At 60.5% G+C, this 18,934-nt stretch carries 11 protein-coding genes; 1 reads left to right on the top strand and 10 read right to left on the bottom strand.

Annotation, left to right across the window (positions count from 1 at the left end; all coding sequences use genetic code 11):
- From HP556_RS01125 to HP556_RS01105, 5 genes are all read right to left on the bottom strand, one after another.
- A partial coding sequence (locus HP556_RS01125; protein ID WP_175365591.1) for a GTP-binding protein occupies positions 1 to 468 on the bottom strand: 468 nt, incomplete at its 3' end.
- A 39-nt stretch (positions 469 to 507) separates the two neighbouring features.
- Positions 508 to 2,580, bottom strand: a complete 2,073-nt coding sequence (fusA, locus tag HP556_RS01120; RefSeq protein ID WP_089268268.1) for an elongation factor G — start codon at positions 2,578 to 2,580, stop codon at positions 508 to 510.
- Between the two features lie 31 nt (positions 2,581 to 2,611).
- The gene (rpsG, locus tag HP556_RS01115; protein WP_068731502.1) at positions 2,612 to 3,082 is read right to left on the bottom strand and encodes a 30S ribosomal protein S7; all 471 of its coding nucleotides are present in this window, start codon (positions 3,080 to 3,082) and stop codon (positions 2,612 to 2,614) included.
- Between the two features lie 15 nt (positions 3,083 to 3,097).
- Positions 3,098 to 3,469: a 30S ribosomal protein S12 gene (gene rpsL / locus HP556_RS01110; RefSeq protein WP_068731626.1), complete on the bottom strand. Its 372-nt coding sequence runs from the start codon at positions 3,467 to 3,469 to the stop codon at positions 3,098 to 3,100.
- Between the two features lie 735 nt (positions 3,470 to 4,204).
- Complete coding sequence (locus HP556_RS01105) at positions 4,205 to 4,603, bottom strand: RidA family protein (protein WP_175365590.1); 399 nt, start codon at positions 4,601 to 4,603, stop codon at positions 4,205 to 4,207.
- Between the two features lie 104 nt (positions 4,604 to 4,707).
- Here HP556_RS01105 and HP556_RS01100 point away from each other — a divergent pair, with 104 nt between their 5' ends.
- On the top strand, positions 4,708 to 5,310 hold the full coding sequence (locus tag HP556_RS01100) for a TetR/AcrR family transcriptional regulator (protein WP_246297292.1): 603 nt from the start codon (positions 4,708 to 4,710) through the stop codon (positions 5,308 to 5,310).
- A gap of 25 nt (positions 5,311 to 5,335) precedes the next feature.
- Here HP556_RS01100 and HP556_RS01095 read toward each other — a convergent pair whose 3' ends face one another.
- From HP556_RS01095 to rpoB, 5 genes are all read right to left on the bottom strand, one after another.
- A complete protein-coding gene (locus HP556_RS01095; protein WP_089268284.1) occupies positions 5,336 to 7,366 on the bottom strand; it encodes an ABC transporter ATP-binding protein in 2,031 nt (676 codons plus the stop codon).
- Between the two features lie 125 nt (positions 7,367 to 7,491).
- Positions 7,492 to 9,546, bottom strand: coding sequence for an FAD-dependent oxidoreductase (locus HP556_RS01090; protein ID WP_175365589.1), 2,055 nt, complete (start codon positions 9,544 to 9,546; stop codon positions 7,492 to 7,494).
- Positions 9,547 to 9,813: 267 nt separating this feature from the next.
- On the bottom strand, positions 9,814 to 10,275 hold the full coding sequence (locus HP556_RS01085; RefSeq protein ID WP_175365588.1) for a GNAT family N-acetyltransferase: 462 nt from the start codon (positions 10,273 to 10,275) through the stop codon (positions 9,814 to 9,816).
- A gap of 95 nt (positions 10,276 to 10,370) precedes the next feature.
- Positions 10,371 to 14,570, bottom strand: a complete 4,200-nt coding sequence (rpoC, locus tag HP556_RS01080; protein WP_093762211.1) for a DNA-directed RNA polymerase subunit beta' — start codon at positions 14,568 to 14,570, stop codon at positions 10,371 to 10,373.
- Positions 14,571 to 14,695: 125 nt separating this feature from the next.
- A complete protein-coding gene (rpoB, locus tag HP556_RS01075; RefSeq protein ID WP_089268273.1) occupies positions 14,696 to 18,811 on the bottom strand; it encodes a DNA-directed RNA polymerase subunit beta in 4,116 nt (1,371 codons plus the stop codon).
- Positions 18,812 to 18,934: the final 123 nt, after the last annotated feature.

Here is an 18,934-nt window from a genome sequence, read left to right as displayed (position 1 = left end):
TTCGCGGACTTCCATTTCCACGAGCTCGAGCAGTTCCGGATCGTCGACCATGTCGCACTTGTTCAGGAACACGACCAGCGCGGGAACGCCGACCTGGCGGGCGAGCAGGATGTGCTCGCGGGTCTGCGGCATCGGGCCGTCGGCAGCCGACACAACCAGGATGCCACCGTCCATCTGCGCGGCGCCGGTGATCATGTTCTTCACATAGTCGGCGTGGCCGGGGCAGTCGACGTGGGCGTAGTGGCGGTTGGCGGTCTCGTATTCGACGTGTGCCGTCGAAATGGTGATGCCGCGGGCCTTTTCCTCGGGCGCCTTGTCGATCTGGTCGTAAGCGGTGAACGTGGCACCACCCGTCTCTGCCAGCACCTTCGTGATCGCCGCCGTCAGCGACGTCTTGCCGTGGTCAACGTGACCGATCGTACCAATATTGCAGTGCGGCTTGTTACGTTCAAATTTTGCTTTGGCCATGACTCTCTCCGTTTAGTCGTCAACTGTCGCTAACGACAATCAGGCAAACTTCTTCTGGACTTCTGCCGACACATTGGCCGGCGCTTCCGCGTAGTGATCGAATGACATCGAGAACGTTGCACGACCCTGGCTCATCGAGCGCAGCGTGTTCACGTAACCGAACATGTTCATGAGCGGCACCATCGCGTTGATGACGTTGGCGTTGCCGCGCATGTCCTGACCCTGAATCTGACCGCGCCGCGAGTTCAAGTCGCCGATGACCGAACCGGTGTAGTCTTCCGGGGTCACGCATTCGACCTTCATGATCGGCTCGAGCAGAACGGACTTGCCCTTCTGCAGCGCGTCGCGGAGTGCCGCGCGCGAAGCAATTTCGAAGGCCAATGCCGACGAGTCGACGTCGTGATAGGCGCCGTCAACCAGCTGGACATGAACGTCGACCACGGGGAAGCCCGCGACCACGCCCGAGGTCATGACGCTGTTGAGACCCTTTTCGACGCCGGGGATGTATTCCTTCGGAACCGAACCACCGACGACCTTGGATTCGAACACGAAGCCCGAACCCGGCTCGCCCGGCTCGACCACGAACTTGACGCGGGCGAACTGGCCGGTACCACCGGTCTGCTTCTTGTGGGTGTAGTCGACTTCAGCGCGCTTCGTGATCTTCTCACGGAACGCCACCTGCGGCGCGCCGATATTCGCATCGACCTTGTAGGTACGGCGCAGAATATCGACCTTGATGTCGAGATGGAGTTCGCCCATGCCCTTCAGAATGGTCTGGCCGGACTCGTGGTCGGTCGACACGCGGAACGACGGATCTTCCGCAGCGAGCTTCGCCAGAGCGACGCCCAGCTTTTCCTGGTCGGCCTTGGACTTCGGCTCGATCGCGATTTCGATCACCGGCTCCGGGAATTCCATGCGCTCGAGAATGACCTGCTTGTCCGGATCGCAAAGCGTGTCACCGGTGCGGGCTTCCTTGAGGCCAGCCAGAGCGACGATGTCGCCGGCAAAGGCTTCCTTGATGTCTTCGCGGTTGTTCGCATGCATCAGCAGCATGCGGCCGATACGTTCTTTCTTCTCACGGGTCGAGTTCACGACACCGGTGCCGCTCTGCAGAACACCCGAATAGATGCGGCAGAAGGTGATGGTGCCGACGAACGGATCGTCCATGATCTTGAATGCGAGCAGAGCCAGCGGCTCCTTGTCGTCCGCCTTGCGGAGGATCTCGTTGCCATCTTCGTCCGTGCCCTTGATGGCAGGAACGTCAACCGGCGACGGCAGATAATCGACAACCGCGTCGAGCAAAGGCTGCACGCCCTTGTTCTTGAAAGCCGAGCCGCAGAGAACCGGGTAGAACGCGCCAGTCAGCACGGCCTTACGGATCAGACGCTTGAGGGTCGCCTCGTCCGGCTCGGTGCCGTCGAGGTAAGCAGTCATCGCCTCATCGTCGAGTTCGACGGCGGCTTCGAGCAGCTTCTCGCGATATTCCTTGGCCTTCTCGACCAGGTCAGCCGGAATGTCGACGGTCTCGTACTTCGCGCCGAGGGCCTCGTTGTTCCAGATATAGGCCTTCATGATCACGAGATCGACCATGCCGACGAAGTCGTTCTCCGCGCCGATCGGCAGCTGGATCGCAACGGGCTTCGCACCGAGACGGTCGATGATGTCCTGCAGGCACTTGTAGAAGTCAGCGCCGGTCTTATCCATCTTGTTCGCGAAAACGATCCGCGGAACCTTGTACTTGTCGCCCTGACGCCAGACGGTTTCGGTCTGCGGCTCGACGCCTTGGTTGGAGTCGAGAACGCACACGGCGCCGTCGAGCACGCGCAGCGAACGCTCGACTTCAATCGTGAAGTCGACGTGGCCGGGGGTGTCGATGATGTTCAGGCGATGGCCATTCCAGAATGCAGTGGTGGCAGCGGACGTGATGGTGATGCCACGCTCCTGCTCCTGCTCCATCCAATCCATCGTCGCGGCACCTTCGTGCACTTCGCCGATTTTGTGGCTCTTGCCAGTGTAATAGAGGATGCGCTCGGTCGTTGTCGTCTTACCGGCATCGATATGCGCCATGATACCGAAGTTACGGTAGTCCTCAATGGCATGTACGCGAGGCATGGGATGTTCCTTAAATTCCGGAGTTTCGCCGTTACCAGCGATAGTGCGAGAATGCGCGATTGGCTTCCGCCATCTTGTGCACGTCTTCCCGCTTCTTCACGGCGTTACCACGGTTGTTCGAAGCATCGAGCAGCTCAGCCGAGAGACGCTCGGTCATGGTCTTCTCGTTGCGAGCGCGTGCAGCGGTGATCAGCCAGCGAATGCCCAGCGCCTGGCGCCGAATGCTGCGGACTTCAACCGGCACCTGATAGGTGGCGCCACCAACGCGACGCGAACGAACTTCGATCGTCGGCATCACATTTTCCAGAGCCTGCTCGAACACGCCGAGCGGACCCTGCTTGGTCTTCGCTTCGATCATTTCGAAAGCACCGTAAACGATGGTTTCGGCGGCAGACTTCTTGCCGTCATACATGATCGAATTCATGAACTTGGTGACGATGACGTTCCCGAACTTCGGATCCGGGTTAACTTCACGCTTTTCAGCTGAATGGCGACGAGACATCGATCAGACCCCGGCTTACTTCGGACGCTTCGCGCCGTACTTCGAACGACGCTGCTTACGGTTCTTGACGCCCTGGGTATCCAGCACGCCGCGGAGGATGTGGTAACGCACGCCGGGCAAATCCTTGACGCGACCGCCGCGGATCATGACCACGGAGTGCTCCTGAAGGTTATGACCTTCACCCGGAATGTAACCGATGACTTCGAAGCCATTGGTCAGACGCACCTTGGCAACCTTACGAAGCGCCGAGTTCGGCTTCTTCGGAGTCGTCGTATAGACGCGCGTGCAAACGCCGCGCTTCTGCGGCGACTGCTGCAGCGCAGGAACCTTCTTGCGCGACTTCTGAATTGCGCGCGGAGTAGCGATCAGCTGGTTGATCGTCGGCATGTCAGCCTTCACCCTTTAGTTCGCTCGAAGCCGTAACGGCTTCCTCAAAATCACATCGGAGCAACCTGCCCCACGGTTCGCATCACGTGAAAAGCTTCACGCAAAACGAAATCACGCCAACCATTCATTGCTGAACGGAAAGCGCTTAACGCCACAGAGGACCGCGATCATGACCGCCAGACTTACGTCTTTAGGCCTGCACCGAGGTCATGCATTCGAATTTAATCTCACGAGAGAAGTCTCTCAGGAGACAAACGTCGTTTTGGCATTGCCTTGATATAGCGACAGCGTTTGAGCTTCTTGGTCGAGGTTGGTGCCCAATTAGCTCCGAAAAGCCGACCGGGTGATCCGTTCCGACACTGGCGAAGCTCACCGCCTGTCGTTGAATGGCCGGGTTGTATCCGCAGGGGATACCCAAGTCAACAACAAAGCGCGATGAAAGAAACGCTTCTCGCACTGCATCTTCTAGCATGTGGATCATGACAGAACATACGCGATTTCGACGCCCGCCATGTCATCCACGAAAGAATCCGCGACTCGGATTCGTTGCAGTTTGATGAAAGAGAATCGCCCGGGTTGCGGAGTTTTTGCGCCCTGCCCCGCCGACTCGCATCCGACGCAAGCCGTATCGCGTCCCGAATCGGCACACCGGGCAGCGCCGATCAGGAGCAAATGTTACCGGAGCGTCGAGTGGAGCGGTACGCCGCCGCTCATTCGACGCCCACGGTCAGCCAATCAGGCGGATGCAGGGAGGCGTGCGATGACCTTGATCTCGAAATCGAAGCCCGCGAGCCAGTTGACCCCGACCGCGGTCCAGTTCGGGTAAGGCGGTTCACCGATCACGGCCAATCGGACGGCATTGACCGCCGCGAACTGCGTGGCCGGGTCGGTGTGGAAGGTGGTGACGTCGACCACGTCGTCGAATGTGCAACCTGCAGCCTTCAGCACGGCCGCGAGGTTATCGAATGCCAGCTGGACCTGCTTTTCGAAGACCGGCTCCGGCGACCCGTCTTCCCGGCTGCCAACCTGGCCGGAGACAAACAAGAGGTCGCCCGATCGTATCGCCGCCGAATACCGGTTGATCTCGTAAAGCGCCTGCCGGCCGGCCGGGAAAATCGCGTCGCGTTTGGTCATGGTGTCAGTCCTGTTCAAAGATTATATACGTCCCGTATGTCAGAATATTCAGGCATACGCCTCGTATGTCAATACGCATACAGCGCGTATGTTACTTTACGGAGATGACAGTGGTCGCGAGACGACGAGCGGAAATGGTGGAGGAAACCCGGGCCAAACTCATCCGGGCGGCCCGGACGGCTTTCGCCGCCAAAGGCTATGCGGCGGCATCGATGGACGATCTGACCGCCGAAGCCGGCCTGACGCGGGGCGCGCTCTATCACAACTTCGGCGACAAGAAGGGTTTGCTGCAGGCCGTCATCGACCAGATCGACGCAGAGATGCTAGTCCGAATGCGCGTGGCACACGGTCAGGCGGCGACAGCTTGGGAAGGATTCCTCAACGAGGGCGTCGCCTATATCGAAATGTCCCTCGAGCCGGAGATCCAGCGCATCATGCTGCTGGACGGCCCCGCCGTGCTCGGCGATCCCTCGCAATGGCCCAACCAGACCGCATGCCTGCGCACGACAACACAGGCGATTCAACGACTGATCGACGATGGAACGGTCAAGCCTGTCGATGCCGAAGCGGCGGCCCGTCTGATCAATGGCGCGGCCCTCAACGCCGCCCTCTGGATCGCTGCCGCCGACGATCCCCGCGCGGTCCTTACGAAAGCTGTCGAGGCTTTCCGCCAGCTCGCGGCGGGCTTGCTGCGAACGGCGGGATGACCGCCTCACACATCTTCAGATGCGCTCACTCGTCGTCGTCATCCTCGTCATCATCATCGTCGCTGGCAGATGACCTGTGCCGCTGGTCGTCCCAGAGCTGGCGATAGGTACCGTTCAGCGCCAGCAGCTCCTTGTGCGAGCCGCGCTCGATCGCCTTGCCGCCATTGATGACGATGATTTCGTCCATATCCACCACGGCGGCCAGCCGGTGCGTCGACGAAATCAGGGTGCGGCCCTTGGCGAGTTTGAACAGCGTCTTGTTGAGCGCCGCCTCGGTTGTCTGGTCGAGGGCGGATGTCGCCTCATCCAGCAGAAGCACCGACGGATTGCGGACGACGGCCCGCGCGATCGCAATGCGCTGGCGTTGGCCGCCGGAGAGCGTATCGCCGCGCTCGCCGACCTGGGTGTCGTATTTGTCCGGAAGGCTCATGATGTAGCGATGGATCTCGGCCTTGCGCGCCGCCTGCTCGACTTCCTCGTCGGTGGCGCCTTCCTTGCCGAGCCGGATGTTCTCGCGGATCGACATGTTGAACAGCATGTTCTCCTGGAACACCACGGCCATGTGTCCGCGCAGGGACTCGCGCGTGATCTTGCGGATATCGACGCCGTCAATGGTCACCCTGCCCTCGTCCGGCATATAGAGCCGCAGGATCAGGTTCAGCAACGTGCTCTTGCCGGAACCGGATGGGCCGACAATAGCGACGGTCTTGCCGACATTGATCTTGAGGCTGAGATTGTCGAGCACCGGCTGCTGGCTGTTCTCATACTTGAACGAGACGCGATCGAACGTGATGTCGTTGACGATGCGCGGCAGCTCCGGTGAGCCGGGCTTGTCGGCGCCGCGTGTCGGCTCGTCGAGCATTTCCTCCATGTGCCGCACCGCGGCCGCTGCCTGGATCGACACCGGAATGAAATGCATGACGTGGGCGATGTTGTAGGACACCTCCCAGAACGCGCTTTCGAAGGTGACGAAGGTACCGACGGTGATCTGGCCCTTGGTGGCGAGATAGGCGCCGATCGCCAGCACCACCAAATGCAACAGCAATACGGAGACGGTGACCGAGCGCTCGACCATCGTGGACAGGAAGGTCGCCGCCGCAATCCTGTCGCGCGTTTCGTTGTTGCGTAGCCGGAACCAGCCCATGGTACGCCGCTGCAGGCTGAAGGCCTTGATCACCGCCTGCGCTGCGATGTTTTCCTGCACCATGCCGAGCACGGATGCTTCGCTGAGCTTCTGGTCGTAATTGGCCTGCACGGCCTTCGGCGTCAGGATGCGCGGGCCGATCAGTGTGATCGGGAAAATCAATAGCGCGACAGCGGCAAGCTGCCAGTTCAGATACAGCATCAGCCCGATGCCGGCGATCAGTTCGAGGAACGGCAGCAATGCGCTGTTGGCAAAACTCTTGATGGCCGTCTCGAAAGACGACAGATCGATCGAGAAGCGCGACAGTATCTCGCCGCGCTTGGTGCGGGCGAAATAGGCCGACGGCAGATCCTGCACGTGATCGAACAGACGCGAGCGAACATCCGTGATGATCGAGGCTGCCAGTTTGGCGTCCCAGCGCTCGTACCAGATCGCAACGATCGACGTGACAATGCCGGCGACGGCCAGCACCGACAGGATCTTGAACAGCGCGTCGAAATCCTCCTCGCCGAGCGCGTCGTCGATCAGATATTTGAGGCTGAGCGGCATGATGACGTTGAACAGCGTCTCGACCAGGACGCCGAAGCCAACGAAGCCAAGCAGCTTGCGGTACTTGCCGAGCAACGGCCGCGTGAAACGATAGACCGTCCCGAAGGCGCCGGCGGCCTCGCGCGCGGTGAAGACGACGAGTTCCTCGTCATCATCGTCATCGAGTTCGTCGTCTTCGTCCTCGTCGTCATCATCGACGGCAGGCTTGGCTTTTGCCGTCTTCTCGACGGCCGGCGGCTTCGTGCTGGGAACCGAAGCGGCGGCAGCGCCAACTGGGAGCGCGAACTTGTCATCGAGCGGCGTGGCCGGCTCGGCCGCGTTCTTGTCGTCAGATGGAGGCTTTGGAGGTGGCTTCGACGCCATGGAACGAACCGTTGCTGCACGGTCCTTCGACCGCAAGAATCAATGAAGCGGCCCGGACAGCCACGGCAATGATCCTATGCGATCAGAATGTCCTCGGCAAAGCAACCGAAGGCCGATGCCAAAGATCAATCCTCGGCATCGACCTTGTCGAAGAACGAGTAACGCAGGCTGTCCGCGTCGGCATACCAGTGGCCCGGTCCCTTGCCGGCGGCCAGTGTGGCTTCCCACACCGCCTCGGTGCAGTCGCGGCGATGCATCGACAGGTCGAAGCCATTGCCGAAGAACAGTTCCGACCACTCCCACCAGGTGCCGAGCTTCTTGACGCCGCGCAGCAGGTCGTAGCGATCGATCACCGCCGGCGCCATGTCAGACGTGACCGAGCCGAAGACAAGGCCGGTCTTCACGACGCGGTTGAGCTCCTGCACGGCCGTCACCACCTGCTTGTCGCTCACGTGACACAGGCTGGTCTCGAATACGAAATCGAACTGCCCAGCCTTGAAGGGCAGATCGGTGATCGATCCGAGTTTGTTGAACTTCTGCAGCGCCTTTGGCGTCCTGGCGTGGATCGCCTTGTTGTTCTCGACACCCCAGGCGTCGATGCCCCTGGCACGCAGCGCGCCGACCAGTTCGCCTGATGCCGAGCCGGCGACCAGCAGCTTGTAGCCCTTGGCGCGGCCCCAGACGATCTTGATGAGATTTGTCAGATAGGCCGGGTCGGTAAACTGGCTCCAGACCTCGCTGTAGGGACCGACGCCGCGATAATTCTGGAAATAGTCGCGATCAATCTTGTCGGAGATCGTCGTACCATTCTGACCCTGCGCGCGGCGCAGGCGCATCATCTCGGTGAGGATGATGTCGGTGGCCGCATCCGAGGAGTCGAGCAGACCGTTCAGCGTCGAGTCGAACAGATAGTCGCCGACCACAACGAGGCCCGGATGATCCTTCGGCTCCGGCCGGTGATTGGTCATGACGTCGCGCACCGGCATGCCGCCGGGGATCGCATTGACCGACGACAGCCAGCGATGGATCTTGCCTTCCAGCAGATGCTCGCGCGCATCGCCAAACGAGACCGGCAACGACTTCAGCGCGGCATCGATCAACTCATCGTCTGTGAGGTTGGCAAAGGCCAGCGCGTCGGAGCCTGGCACCAGCCAGTTCAGCACGCCGTGCTTGCCTACATCGTGGCGGGCGCCCTCGTTATAGACACAGCAGCCGCCAAAGGCTTCCGACATGAACCAGGCGCCGGGAATCTGCTCGCCCCAGAACGGCGTGTCGAACAGCAGCGAGATCCGGAGATAATGCGCCGGGCGGTCAAAGTAAGCGACGTGCTTGACCATCGACTTGCGCAGCTGCTCGCCGTCCCAGCGCATGGTCGCCAGCCATGAATGCGGCAGGCACATCACCACGAGATCGAAGTCGCGGGTGTCCGGCCCCTTGCCATTCATCATGTCGAGCTGATAGCGGCCCTGCTCGGTCTTGCCGACCTTGAGCACACGGTGATTGAGCCGGATGTCGGCATCGACTTCCGACTGCAGGCAGGAAATCAGCTGCTCGTTGCCGTTCTGGATCGAATAGAGGCCGATATAGCCATCGACATCCATCACGAAGTTCTTCAGCGCATTGAGGCCGTTGGTGTTGTGCGTCTCGGTCGCGATGTCGGAGCGCGCCATCACCTTCAGGAAGCGCTTGGCAATGGGATCGCTGACTTCCTTATCAAGCAGCTCCTCGGCATTTATCCATGCCCATGGGTGTTCGTTGTCGTGCGAACCGACGCCTTCGTAATATTCGATCGGCGACACCATGCTCGCGCACTTCTTGCGGAAGGCTTCAATGGCGGCTGCGGTCTTGGCGCCGTATTTCTTGCGCATGCCCGGCACGTCGTTGAGCAGCTCGCCGTCGAGCTGCACCTGCTCGGCATCCATCGGAATGGTCTGCAGGCCGAAATGCTGGATCAACTCGCGCAGCGGATCCGGCCCTGTCATCGAGTAATCGTAGATTTCCGCAACGCCAGCTTCGTACATGGCCGGCGCTGTATCGAACTTGCGCGTGAGAATCTTGCCGCCGACGCGGTCGGACGCCTCGTAGATGGTGACACGACAGAGATCGCCGAGCTTCTTCTTGAGATACCAGGCGCTCATCAGGCCGCCTGGACCACCACCAACAATTGCAAGATCAAGCATAGGTTTCTTTCACGCGTCGTGTTTGCCGGCGGCAATATCCGGCAACGGTCGATGTAACGTATTCCCAGCCAAAGCGGAATCCGCTGACGCTGCAAGGCTGGCCCGTCGACCCCGTCGACTCGCGCTAACCCCCTCCAAGTGAAAACATTTTTCAGCTGAAGGAAAGATGAACAAAAGCATGTAGTGCGCCGCAACACACGTCAGACGCGAAAAAGGCCGGCTTTCGCCGGCCTTTTCCATGGCATTGATGTGATCTGCAGTGGCAGGTCAGTTGGTCGGCGACAAGACACGCTCCATGACGATGGTCCGCTCCTCACCGTGATAGGCCTCGCGAACGGCCGTGAAGCCCAGTCTCGCGTAAAAAGCCTCTGCGGTGACCGTCGCCGGAACCGTCAGAATCGCAAGCTGTCGTTCGCGGGCGACCCTCTCGATCCGCTGCACCAGCAAACGGCCGATGCCGCGCCCTTGCACGTCCGGCAAGACGAACATGGTCCGCAGGGTCTGCCCATCCAGGCTCGCCGTGCCGACAACACGATTGTCCATCTCGGCAACGAACACATCGCGCTGGTCGATCAATCGTTCGACAGCCGCCGAGCTGAAACTGAGTTCAACGCGCGCGATGATATCGGGCGTGTAATCCTTCGCATTGGTTTCACGCAGCGCGCGGATGATGACGCGGCTGATATCTGCCGCATCGCCGGCTTGAGCCGGCCGAATATCGCATGTCATCTGACCGCTCTCCGTTTCCAACCGAATGAACAGATCAAAACGAGAAAGGGCCAGCTTGCGCCGGCCCTTTCGTTTCTTAAGTCTGCCCGGCCCGATTACTCGGCCGACGGCAGCATCAGCGGTTCTTCTGCCGGAGCCGACGGCACGATCGCCGCCTGCTTCTCGCGCTCGTCGAGGATCATCTTGTCGCGCTTCATTGCGACTTCGCGGATCTTCGCCATCGAGGCGCCAGTACCGGCCGGGATCAGGCGGCCAACAATGACGTTTTCCTTGAGGCCTTCGAGCGGGTCCACCTTGCCGTTGACGGCAGCTTCGGTGAGCACGCGCGTGGTCTCCTGGAACGACGCTGCCGAGAAGAACGAACGGGTCTGCAAGCTGGCCTTGGTGATGCCCAGCAGCACAGGGTTTCCGGTCGCGATCTTCTTGCCTTCTTCCTTCGCCTTCAGGTTCAGCGCGTCGAACTCGATCTTGTCGATCTGCTCGCCCGAGATCATGTCGGTCTCGCCCTGATCGGTAATCTCGACCTTCTGCAGCATCTGACGGACAATCACTTCGATGTGCTTGTCGTTGATGAGCACGCCCTGCAACCGGTAAACTTCCTGGATTTCGTTGACCAGATAGGCAGCGAGTTCCTCGATGCCCTTGATCGCCAGAATGTCGTGCGGCGCCGGATTGCCTTCGACGATGTAATCGCCCTTTTCGACGATGTCGCCGTCCTGCAGATGGATCTGCTTACCCTTCGGAATGAGGTACTCGCGGGTCTCCTCGTTCTTGTCGAGCGGCTCGATCGAGATGCGACGCTTGTTCTTGTAGTCGCGTCCAAAGCGGATGGTGCCGCCGATTTCCGCGATGATCGCTGCGTCCTTCGGCTTGCGCGCCTCGAACAGTTCGGCCACCCGCGGCAGACCGCCGGTGATGTCACGCGTCTTCGCGCTTTCCATCGAGACACGGGCAAGAATGTCGCCCGAGGTCACCTTGGCATCGACGTCGACCGACAGAATGGCGTCGGGCGACAGCATGTAACGGGCGTCGCCGCCACGTGCGAGCTTGAGGACCTTGCCGTCCTTGCCCTTGATGACGATAGCCGGACGCAAGTCCGCACCGCCACGCGACGAACGCCAATCGGTAACGACGCGCTTGGCGATACCGGTGGACTCGTCGAGCGTTTCCGTAATCGACTGGCCGTCGATCAGGTCCTCGAACCCGATCGTGCCGTCGACTTCAGTCAGCAGCGGACGGGAATACGGATCCCATTCCGCGATACGCTGGCCACGCTTGATCATGTCGCCGTTGGCCACGTGAACGCGAGCACCGTACTGGATACGATACGTCGCACGCTCGGTGCCATCGGCGTCAGAGATGGCGATGACCATGTTGCGCACCATTGCAACCATGTGGCCTTCGCCGTTCTTGGCGATGTTCTCGTTCTTGATCGTGATCTTGCCGTCGAAGTTCGACTCGATCACCGACTGCTCGTTGAGCTGCGCCGCGCCGCCGATGTGGAAGGTACGCATCGTCAGCTGCGTGCCGGGCTCGCCGATCGACTGCGCCGCGATGACGCCGACGGCCTCACCGTGGTTGACGGGCGTGCCACGGGCCAGATCGCGGCCGTAGCAGGTGCCGCAGATGCCGTTGACCAGTTCGCAAGTGAGAGCCGAACGGATCTTCACTTCCTGGATGCCGGCCTGCTGGAGCAGATCGACGTCCTTCTCTTCCATCAGCGTGTTGCGCTTGATCAGCACCTTGTTGGTCGCGGGATCGCGAATGTCTTCGCAGGCCGAACGACCGAGGATACGCGACGCCAGCGATGCGACCACCGAACCTGAGTCGATGATGGCACGCATCTTGATGCCGAGATTGGTGCCGCAATCGGTCTGCGTGATGATGCAGTCCTGCGCCACGTCGACGAGACGGCGGGTCAGATAGCCCGAGTTCGCGGTCTTCAACGCGGTGTCCGCGAGGCCCTTACGAGCGCCGTGGGTCGAGTTGAAGTATTCGAGAACCGACAGACCTTCCTTGAAGTTCGAGATGATCGGCGTTTCGATGATCTCGCCCGACGGCTTGGCCATCAGGCCGCGCATACCACCGAGCTGACGCATCTGGGCCGGCGAACCACGGGCACCGGAATGCGCCATCATGTAGATCGAGTTGATCTGGGCTTCTTCACCCGCCGCATTCCTCTTCACCGAGGAGATTTCTTTCATCATCTCCTTGGCGACTTCTTCACCCGCCTTCGACCAAGCGTCGACGACCTTGTTGTACTTCTCACCGTGGGTGATCAGACCGTCATTGTACTGCTGTTCGAAGTCCTTCGCGAACGCACGGGTGGCGTCGACGATCTTCCACTTCGAACCCGGCACGACCATGTCGTCCTTGCCGAACGAGATGCCGGCCTTGAACGCGTTGTAGAAGCCGAGCGCCATGATGCGATCGCAGAAGATCACGGTCTCTTTCTGACCGCAGTGACGGTAGACCTGATCGATGACGCCCGAGATTTCCTTCTTGGTCATCAGCTTGTTGATGACGTCGAAGGGCATCTTCGGCGACTTCGGCAGAACCTGACCGAGCATCGCACGACCGGCAGTGGTTTCCACCATGCGCGTGACCGGCTTGCCGTCCGCATCGAGACCGGACCAGCTGTACTTGATCTTGGTGTGGAGGTGGATGACCTTCGCATGCAGCGCATGCTCGATCTCCGCCATCTCACGATACAGCTTGTTTTCGCCCGGGAGACCCGCACGCATGGTCGACAGGTAGTACAGACCCAGCACGATGTCCTGCGACGGCACGATGATCGGCTGACCGTTCGCAGGATGCAGGATGTTGTTGGTCGACATCATCAGGACGCGCGCTTCCAGCTGCGCTTCAAGCGACAGCGGAACGTGCACGGCCATCTGGTCGCCGTCGAAGTCGGCGTTGAAGGCCGAGCAGACCAGCGGATGCAGCTGGATCGCCTTGCCTTCGATCAACACCGGCTCGAACGCCTGGATGCCCAGACGATGCAGCGTCGGCGCGCGGTTCAGCAGTACGGGATGCTCGCGAATGACCTCGTCGAGAATGTCCCAGACCTCGGGACGTTCTTTTTCAACGAGCTTCTTCGCCTGCTTCACCGTGGTGGACAGACCCTTGGCGTCGAGACGCGAATAGATGAACGGCTTGAACAGTTCGAGCGCCATCTTCTTCGGCAGGCCGCACTGATGCAGACGCAGTTCCGGACCGACGACGATGACCGAACGGCCCGAATAGTCGACGCGCTTGCCGAGCAGGTTCTGACGGAAACGACCCTGCTTGCCCTTCAGCATGTCGGCCAGCGACTTCAGCGGACGCTTGTTGGCGCCGGTGATGACACGGCCACGGCGGCCGTTGTCGAACAGTGCGTCGACGGCCTCCTGCAGCATGCGCTTTTCGTTGCGGATGATGATGTCCGGCGCGCGGAGCTCCATCAGACGCTTCAAGCGGTTGTTACGGTTGATGACGCGGCGATACAGATCGTTCAGATCCGACGTCGCGAAGCGGCCGCCATCGAGCGGCACCAGCGGACGCAGATCCGGCGGGATCACCGGCACCACCGTGAGGATCATCCATTCCGGCTTGTTGCCGGAATAGCGGAAGGCCTCGACGATCTTCAGGCGCTTGGCGAGCTTCTTGTGCTTGATGTCGGATTCGGTCTCCTTCATCTCGACGCGCAGCTGCTCGTCGAGCTTCTCAAGCTCCAGACCCTTCAACAGTTCACGGATCGCCTCGGCACCGATCATCGCGGTGAACGAGTCCTGGCCGTATTCGTCCTGCGCCTTCAGATATTCTTCTTCAGACAGCAGCTGACGGTCCTTGAGCGCGGTGAGACCCGGCTCGAGAACGACGTAGTATTCGAAATACAGGATGCGCTCGAGATCCTTGAGCGTCATGTCCAGCAACTGGCCGATGCGCGACGGCAGCGACTTCAGGAACCAGATGTGCGCAACCGGAGCGGCCAGTTCGATATGACCCATGCGCTCGCGTCTGACGCGCGACAAGGTCACTTCGACCGAGCACTTCTCGCAGATGATGCCCTTGTACTTCATGCGCTTGTACTTGCCGCACAAGCACTCGTAATCCTTGATGGGCCCGAAGATACGGGCGCAGAACAGGCCGTCGCGCTCGGGCTTGAAGGTACGGTAATTGATGGTTTCCGGCTTCTTGATCTCGCCGTAGGACCACGACAGAATCTTCTCCGGGGACGCAATCGAGATCCGGATCTGGTCGAAGACCTGAGCCGGAGTCGTCGGATTGAAGAGATTCATAATTTCTTGGTTCATCGTCTTCTCCTCGCGTGCCGATCGCCATCAGCAGCAAATTCGAAATTCTTTAGAGCCACACACCCTGCCCCACGTCCCGGCTGGGTGCGGACGCCCGGCCATCAGGCCGGGCGTAACGCTTGTTCTTACTCGGCAGCTTCGGAGGTCGGCCCCGGCAGCTTGGAATTGTGCAGATCGACGTTGAGGCCGAGCGAGCGCATTTCCTTGACCAGCACGTTGAACGATTCCGGGATACCGGCCTCGAACGTGTCGTCGCCGCGCACGATCGCCTCGTAGACCTTGGTACGGCCCGCAACGTCGTCCGACTTCACCGTCAGCATTTCCTGGAGCGTGTACGCCGCGCCGTAAGCCTCGAGCGCCCACACTTCCATTTCACCGAAGCGCTGACCGCCGAACTGCGCCTTACCACCCAGCGGCTGCTGCGTGACGAGCGAGTACGGACCGATCGAACGCGCGTGGATCTTGTCGTCCACGAGATGGTGAAGCTTGAGCATGTAGATGTAGCCCACGGTCACCTTGCGATCGAACTGGTCGCCGGTCCGGCCGTCATAGACGGTGGACTGACCGGACGCGTCGAAGCCAGCCATCTTCAACATCTCTTCGATGTCGGCTTCCTTCGCACCGTCGAACACCGGCGTCGCAATCGGCACGCCGGGCTTCAGGTTACGCGCCAGTTCAAGCAGCTCGGTGTCATTCAGCGACTTGATGACTTCGTCTTCGCCGTAAACCTTCTTCAGGGTGTCGCGCAGCGGCTTCAGATCCTGCTTCTGGTAATAGGCGTCGATGGTCTGACCGATCTTCTTGCCCATGCCTGCGCAGGCCCAGCCAAGATGCGTCTCCAAGATCTGACCGACGTTCATGCGCGAAGGCACGCCGAGCGGGTTCAGCACGATGTCCGCATGCGTACCGTCTTCAAGGAACGGCATGTCTTCGATCGGAACGATCTTCGACACCACGCCCTTGTTGCCGTGACGTCCGGCCATCTTGTCGCCGGGCTGAATCTTGCGCTTCACCGCGACGAAGACCTTGACCATCTTCATCACGCCTGGCGGCAATTCGTCGCCACGCTGCAGCTTCTCGACCTTGTCGAGGAAGCGCTGTTCAAGGCCCTTCTTCGACTCGTCGTACTGCTTCCGCATCGCTTCGATTTCGGTCATCAGCTTGTCGTTTGCGGTGGCGAACATCCACCACTGCGACCGCGGATTTTCATCGAGCACGGCGCGCGTGATCTTGCCGTCCTTCTTGAAGCCCTTCGGACCGGCGATACCGACCTTGTTCTCCAGAAGATCAGCCAGACGGCCGTAGACGTTACGATCCAGGATGGCCTGTTCGTCGTCACGGTCCTTGGCGAGACGTTCGATTTCTTCCCGCTCGATCGCCAGAGCACGTTCGTCCTTGTCGACGCCGTGCCGGTTGAACACGCGGACTTCGACGATCGTGCCCTGCACGCCCGGAGGCACGCGGAGCGAGGTATCGCGAACGTCCGACGCCTTCTCACCGAAGATGGCGCGCAGAAGCTTTTCTTCCGGCGTCATCGGGCTTTCGCCCTTCGGCGTGATCTTGCCGACCAGGATGTCGCCGGCGCGGACTTCGGCGCCGATATAGACGATGCCGGCTTCGTCGAGGTTCTTCAGCGCTTCTTCCGACACGTTCGGAATGTCGCGGGTGATTTCCTCAGGGCCGAGCTTGGTGTCGCGGGCCATCACTTCGAATTCCTCGATGTGGATCGAGGTGAAGACGTCTTCCTTCACGATCCTCTCCGAGAGGAGGATCGAGTCTTCGAAGTTGTAGCCATTCCACGGCATGAACGCGACGAGCACGTTGCGGCCGAGTGCGAGTTCACCGAGATCGGTCGACGGACCGTCGGCAATGATGTCGCCCTTGCGAATGATGTCGCCAACCTTCACCAGCGGACGCTGGTTGATACAGGTCGACTGGTTCGAACGCTGGTACTTCATCAGGCGATAGATATCGACGCCCGACTTGGTCGGATCGAGATCTTCGGTGGCGCGGATAACCACACGGGTTGCGTCGATCTGGTCGATGACACCCGAACGGCGGGCAGCGATCGCCGCACCGGAGTCGCGGGCCACGACGGCTTCCATGCCGGTACCGACGAACGGCGCTTCAGCGCGCACCAGAGGTACGGCCTGACGCTGCATGTTCGAGCCCATCAGCGCGCGGTTGGCGTCGTCGTTCTCAAGGAACGGGATCAGCGCCGCAGCGACCGAAACGAGCTGCTTCGGCGACACGTCCATGTAGTCGACCTTGTCGGCCGGCAGCGGCAACACGTCGCCGGCATGACGGCAGATGATCATGTCTTCGGTGAACTTGCCCTTGGCGTCGAGCGACACGTTCGCCTGCGCGACCGAGTAGCGGCCCTCTTCCATCGCGCTGAGGTACACGACCTCATCGGTGACGCGACCGTCCTTGACCTTGCGGTAAGGGGTCTCGACGAAGCCGTACTTGTTGACGCGCGCGAAGGTGGCGAGCGAGTTGATCAGACCGATGTTCGGGCCTTCCGGCGTTTCGATCGGGCAGATACGGCCGTAGTGGGTCGGATGGACGTCGCGGACTTCGAAGCCGGCGCGCTCGCGGGTCAGACCACCGGGGCCAAGCGCCGAAAGACGACGCTTGTGGGTGATTTCCGAGAGCGGGTTGGTCTGGTCCATGAACTGCGACAGCTGCGACGAACCGAAGAACTCGCGCACCGCGGCAGCCGCGGGCTTCGCGTTGATCAGGTCCTGCGGCATCACGGTGTCGATGTCGACGGACGACATACGTTCCTTGATGGCGCGCTCCATGCGCAGCAGGCCGACGCGATACTGATTTTCCATCAGCTCGCCGACCGAACGCACACGGCGGTTGCCGAGATGGTCGATGTCGTCGATTTCGCCCTTGCCGTCGCGCAGGTCCACCAGCGTCTTGATGACGGCGAGGATGTCTTCCTTGCGCAGCGTGCGATGAGTGTCCGGCGCGTCGAGTTCGAGGCGCATGTTCATCTTCACGCGGCCAACGGCCGAGAGGTCGTAGCGCTCACTGTCGAAGAACAGCGACTGGAACATGTTCTGCGCGGATTCGAGCGTCGGCGGCTCGCCCGGACGCATCACGCGATAGATGTCGAACAGCGCGTCTTCACGCGTCAGGTTCTTGTCTGCCGAGAGCGTGTTGCGGATATAGGCACCGATATTGACGTGGTCGATGTCGAGCAGCGGGAGTTCCTTGTAACCCTCCTCGTTCAGCGCCTTCAGCGACTTCTCGGTGATTTCCTCGCCGGCTTCGGCGTAGATTTCACCGGTCTTCACGTTGACGAGGTCCTCGGCGAGATAGTTGCCGACCAACTCTTCGTCGGTCAGACGCAGCGCCTTGAGGCCCTTCTCGGCGAGCTGACGGGCAGCGCGCACGGTGAGCTTCTTGCCGGCTTCGAGCACGACCTTGCCGGTGTCGGCATCGATCAGGTCGTTGACGGTGGAGTAGCCACGGAAACGGGTGGCGTCGAACGGAACGCGCCAGCCTTCCTTGATCTTCTTGAACTGGATCTTCTTGTAGAACGTCGAGAGAATCTCTTCGCCGTCCAGACCCAGCGCGAACATCAGCGACGTCACCGGAATCTTGCGGCGACGGTCGATACGCGCGAACACGATGTCCTTGGCGTCGAACTCGATGTCCAGCCAGGAACCGCGATACGGGATCACGCGGGCAGCGAACAGCAGCTTGCCCGACGAATGGGTCTTGCCCTTGTCGTGGTCGAAGAACACGCCCGGCGAACGATGCATCTGCGAGACGATGACGCGCTCGGTGCCGTTGACGACGAAGGTGCCGTTCATGGTCATGAGCGGGATATCGCCCATGTAGACGTCCTGCTCCTTGATGTCCTTGACGGACTTGGCGCCGGTTTCTTCGTCAATATCGAACACGATCAGGCGCAGCGTCACCTTCAGCGGCGCAGCATAGGTCATGCCGCGCTGGCGGCACTCATCGACGTCATATTTCGGCGGCTCGAATTCGTAGCGCACGAATTCCAGCATCGAGGTGCCCGAGAAATCCGAGATCGGAAACACCGAACGGAAAACAGCCTGCAGACCTTCGTCGAGGCGACCGCCGGTCGGCTCATCGACCATCAGGAACTGGTCGTAGGACGCCTTCTGAACCTCGATGAGGTTCGGCATCTCTGCGACTTCTTTAATATGACCGAAGAACTTGCGAACGCGCTTGCGACCTGTGAACGTCTGCTGACCCATCGTGGCCTCTCATTGCGTCGCCCGAAAGGGGCGAACCTTCCAGAGCGCGACTGCCATCGCCTCCGGGTTGAATTTCCAAGAACGTTCCGAATTCAGCGCCCAATGTGAGGAACAAAATCCCTC

The sequence above is a fragment of the Tardiphaga robiniae genome (assembly GCF_013359755.1).
GTDB classification, from domain to species: domain Bacteria; phylum Pseudomonadota; class Alphaproteobacteria; order Rhizobiales; family Xanthobacteraceae; genus Tardiphaga; species Tardiphaga robiniae.
Note: the sequence above shows the minus strand (reverse complement) of the source record. Positions and strands in the feature narration are given on the sequence as shown.